The sequence below is a fragment of the Pseudomonas sp. CG7 genome (assembly GCF_023701885.1).
Lineage (GTDB): Bacteria > Pseudomonadota > Gammaproteobacteria > Pseudomonadales > Pseudomonadaceae > Aquipseudomonas > Aquipseudomonas zanjanensis.
This window is the reverse complement of record NZ_JABAEE010000156.1, coordinates 1-4401: the sequence shown is the minus strand read 5'-3', so window position 1 is coordinate 4401 and position 4401 is coordinate 1. Positions and strand designations below refer to the sequence as shown.

Genomic DNA, 4401 nt, shown 5'->3' with positions numbered 1-4401 from the left:
AGATGTGAAAAAGAGACAGACCTGAAGAAGATCCGCCCCTACGTGATCATCGGCTGCTTCGTGGTCGGCATGATCCTGACCCCGCCGGACATTTTCTCCCAGACCCTGTTGGCCGTGCCGATGTGGCTACTGTTCGAGATCGGCATCCTGTTCGGTGGCCTGGTGCGCAAACGTCGGAAGGAAGACCCCGAGGACCAACCGGTCGATGACCATAACGATCAGCCGCCAGCGACCCAAGCGTGAACCTGCTGCTGCTCGAAGAGGCCGACTTCATCGGGCCTGACCGCGTCATCCTGAGCGATCGCCGGTTGACCCACATGCAGGAAGTCCACCGCAGCGCGGTCGGCGACAGCCTGCGTGTCGGGCGCATTGGCGGGTTGATGGGCTCGGCCCAGGTGCTGCGCCTGGAAGCTCGGGAAGCCGAACTGCAAGTGATCCTCGACCAGCCTCCACCGGCCAAGTTGCCCTTGACCCTGGTGTTGGCGCTGCCGCGTCCGAAAATGCTCCGGCGAGTGTTCCAGACCATCGCCACCATGGGCGTGCCGAGGGTGGTGCTGGTCAACAGCTATCGCGTGGAAAAGAGCTTTTGGCAGACGCCGTTCCTGGAGCCCGAGGCAATTCGGGAGCAACTGATCCTGGGCCTGGAGCAAGCCCGGGACAGCGTCCTGCCTGAAATCATCATTGAAAAGCGCTTCAAGCCCTTCGTTGAAGACCGCCTGCCGGCCCTTGTGGACGGGACCCTCGGGCTGGTCGGCCACCCGGGCAACCACCCGCCCTGCCCCCGGGCCCTGACGGAACCCGTCACCCTGGCAATTGGCCCCGAAGGCGGCTGGATCCCCTACGAGATCGATCTGCTGGGCAAGGCCGGCTTGCAACCGGTGCAGCTTGGGGAACGGATCCTGCGGGTGGAAACTGCCGTTACGGCCCTGCTCGCACGACTGTTCTGATCCCTTTGGTTTGCCACGCTATTCCAAAGGCATCTAACTCATTGCTCCTGCTCTCCTTTTCTGAGCCGATAGCGTTTTATACAACGCAATTCCGCCCTTCAAGGGAGTACCAGCATGATCCGATGGCTAGGTAACGTAGGCGTCAATCGCAAACTTGGCTTCGGTTTCGGCCTGGTGCTGTTCTTGACCGTGATGATCGCTTTCACCGGCTGGACCGGCCTGGGTAAAGTGATTGCCCACGGCGACACGCTGGGGCTCATCGCCAGCCTGAACGACCTGACCAAGGACCTGCGCTCCGCGCGTATGGATTACGACGCGACCCGCGGCGAGAAAGGCCCAGGTGACCTCAACGATCTCCTCGGTAAATTGGAACCTGGACTACAGGCTGCTCGCCAATCGATCAAGCAATCGGCCGATGTGGCGCTCATCGACAAACAACTGGCGGTTATTGCCGAGTACAGGACTGTCGTTGCCGAATTGGTCCGCGCCACAGTCAGTCGTGAGAATGCGCGCAGCAAGCTGGGCGCCAGCGCCGATAACACCGTGGCCCGAGTCGCCAGCGTTGAAAGCGCCATACGGCAAAGCGAGAACGCGGCTCAACTCGACAGCGTGGTGAGTCTGAGCAAGGCCCTCCAGCAAGCCCGCTATCAGGTTCGCGGCTACACCTACAGCGGCCAGGCCGATGCCGAGCAGCCGGCCTTGGATGCCATCGATAACGCGCTGAAAGCGCTTGGCAGCCTGCCGGCCCAACTGCCCGCTGAACACGCCGCCAACCTGCAACAGGCCAGCGAGTCGTTCAAGGCCTATCGTGCCGCCGTCAGCCAGTTCCATGAAGCCCAGGCCGCCAGCGCTGCCGCCATCAAGCGCATGTCCGACTTGGGGGTTGTGCTACGCGGGGCCAGTAGGGACATCACGTTGTCCCAAACGGACGTGCGCGACCATGAGGCCGCCAGAGCCAACCTCTTCCTGATCTCGGCCGCTGCGTTGGCCCTGCTGTTCGGGGTGATCGCAGCCATGGTGATCACCCGGCAGATCGTCACTCCACTGGAGCAGACCCTCAAGGTCGCCGAACGCGTGGCGGCAGGCGATTTGACCCACAACCTAAGTTCCGAGCGCCGCGACGAACTGGGCCAACTGCAACGTGCCATGCAGAGCATGACCGTGGGCCTGCGGCAATTGATCGGTGGCATTTGCGACGGCGTCACGCAAATCGCCAGCGCCGCCGAACAGCTTTCGGCCGTCACCGAGCAGACCAGCGCCGGGGTCAATAGCCAGAAAGTGGAAACCGACCAGGTCGCCACCGCCATGCACGAAATGACCGCCACGGTGCAGGAAGTGGCGCGCAATGCCGAACAAGCGAGCGAAGCGACCGTCGCCGCGGACCAGCAGGCTCGCGAAGGCGAAAAGGTGGTTGGCGAAGCCATCGCCCAGATCGAGCGCCTGTCCAACGCTGTGGGCAATTCCACCGAAGCCATGGGCCACCTCAAACGCGAGAGCGACAAGATCGGCAGCGTCCTGGACGTGATCAAGTCCGTGGCCCAGCAAACCAACCTGCTGGCCCTCAACGCGGCCATCGAGGCGGCCCGGGCCGGTGACGCCGGGCGGGGGTTCGCGGTGGTGGCCGACGAGGTACGCAGCCTGGCCCAGCGCACCCAGAAGTCCACCGAAGAGATCGAGCAACTGGTCCTAGGCCTGCAGACCGGAACCGAACAAGTCGCGTCCAGCCTGGACAACAGTCGCAACCTGACCGACAGCAGCGTCGAATTGACTCGCCGTGCCGGTAGCTCACTGGAAAACATCACCCGCACCGTTTCCGCGATCCAGTCGATGAACCAACAGATCGCCGCCGCGGCCGAGCAACAGAGCGCCGTGGCCGAGGAGATCAACCGCAGCGTCGTGAATGTTCGCGATGTCTCCGAACAGACGGCCGCTTCCAGTGAAGAAACCGCCGCTTCCAGCGCCGAACTGGCGCGGGTGGGGGCTCATTTGCAGACGCTGGTGGGGCGCTTCAAGGTCTGACCCAAGGGCAGGCACAAACCCTGTGTGGCGAGGGAGCTTGCTCCCGCTTGGCCGCGAAGGGGCCACCAACACTCTCCAGATTTACGACTGCATCGCAGCCGAGCGGGAGCAAACTCCCTCGCCACGAAATCTTGGCAAATCCCTACAGATCCCACCGAAGCCGCCGATACAGTCCCCATAAAACCAAATCAGCGCTCCAAGGGAGTATCAGCATGTGCGGGTGGCTTGCCCAGGGTCTGGGAAATGTAAGCGTTAACCGCAAACTCGGCGCAGGCTTCGGCCTGGTGCTGCTCCTCACCTTGATGATTGCGTTCACCGGCTGGTCCGGCCTGGGCAATGTCATCAGCCGGGGCGACAAGCTGGGGTTCATTGCCAGTCTCAATGACTTGAGCAAGGACTTGAGCCTGGCCAGCATCGACTACAACACCACGCGGGGCGAGAAAGGGCCGCAACAGGTCAATGACCTGCTTGGCAAACTCGAAGCCGGGCTGAAAACCGCTCGCGAGCTGATCGAACAGCCAGCCGATGTTGCATTGATCGACCAGCAACTGGCCGCCGTCGCCGAATACAAAAGCGCCTTCGCCCAGATGACCAGCGCCACCGTCAGCCGCGAAGATGCCCGCAGCAAGCTGGGCGCCAGCGCCGACAACACCGTGGCCCGTGTCGCCGAAGTGGAAAAAGCGCTGCTGCAAGGTGGCGACATCACCCAGTTCAACAGCATCGTGACCTTGAGCAAGGCCATCCAACAAGCGCGCTATCAGGTTCGCGGCTACACCTACAGCGGTAAAAGCGAGGCCCAACAACCGGCCATCGATGCAATCACCGATGTCTTGAAACTCTTGGCACGCTTGCCAGCGCAGTTGCCCGAAGAGCACGCCGACAAGCTCCAACAGGCCAGCGACTCGATGAACATCTATCGAGCGGCGGTCAGCCAGTTCCGCGATTCCCAACTTGATAACGGCGCCGCATTGCAGCGCATGAGTCAGCAGGGGCAGGTACTGATCGATTCCAGCCAGAAGCTCACCGGCTCCCAGACCGCCGTGCGTGACCACGACACCGCCCAGGCCAAGAGCGTCCTGATCGCAGCCGCTGCACTGGCGCTGCTGTTTGGCGTGATCGCCGCCCTGCTCATTACTCGGCAAATCGTCGGCCCGCTGGATGAGACCCTGAAGGTGGCAGAACGTGTCGCCGCAGGCGACCTGACCCACAACCTAACCTCCGAACGCCGCGACGAACTCGGCCAACTGCAACGCGCCATGCAACGCATGACCGTCGGCCTGCGGCAATTGATCGGTGGCATCGGTGAAGGGGTTACCCAGATCGCCAGCGCCGCTGAACAACTCTCAAGCGTGACCGAACAGACCAGCGCCGGGGTCAACAGCCAAAAAGTGGAAACCGATCAGGTCGCCACCGCCATGCACGAAATGACCGCCAC

At 62.4% G+C, this 4401-nt stretch carries 4 protein-coding genes; all 4 read left to right on the top strand.

Annotated elements, in window-relative coordinates:
- Positions 1-243 (top strand): twin-arginine translocase subunit TatC (locus HGO40_RS30200; RefSeq protein ID WP_250966021.1); only part of this gene is annotated, 243 nt, incomplete at its 5' end.
- Complete coding sequence (locus HGO40_RS30195) at positions 240-947, top strand: 16S rRNA (uracil(1498)-N(3))-methyltransferase (protein WP_250966020.1); 708 nt, start codon at positions 240-242, stop codon at positions 945-947. The genes HGO40_RS30200 and HGO40_RS30195, both read left to right, overlap by 4 nt.
- Positions 948-1061: 114 nt before the next feature.
- Entirely contained in the window at positions 1062-2966 is a 1905-nt protein-coding gene (locus HGO40_RS30190; RefSeq protein WP_250966019.1) for a methyl-accepting chemotaxis protein, read from the top strand.
- Between the two features lie 212 nt (positions 2967-3178).
- On the top strand, positions 3179-4401 hold a 1223-nt coding region (locus HGO40_RS30185), incomplete at its 3' end, for a methyl-accepting chemotaxis protein (protein ID WP_250966018.1).

Excerpts from the sequence above, each read along its gene's own strand:
- HGO40_RS30190 (WP_250966019.1), top strand. The coding sequence starts at position 1,062 with ATGATCCGATGGCTAGGTAACGTAGGCGTCAATCGCAAACTTGGCTTC.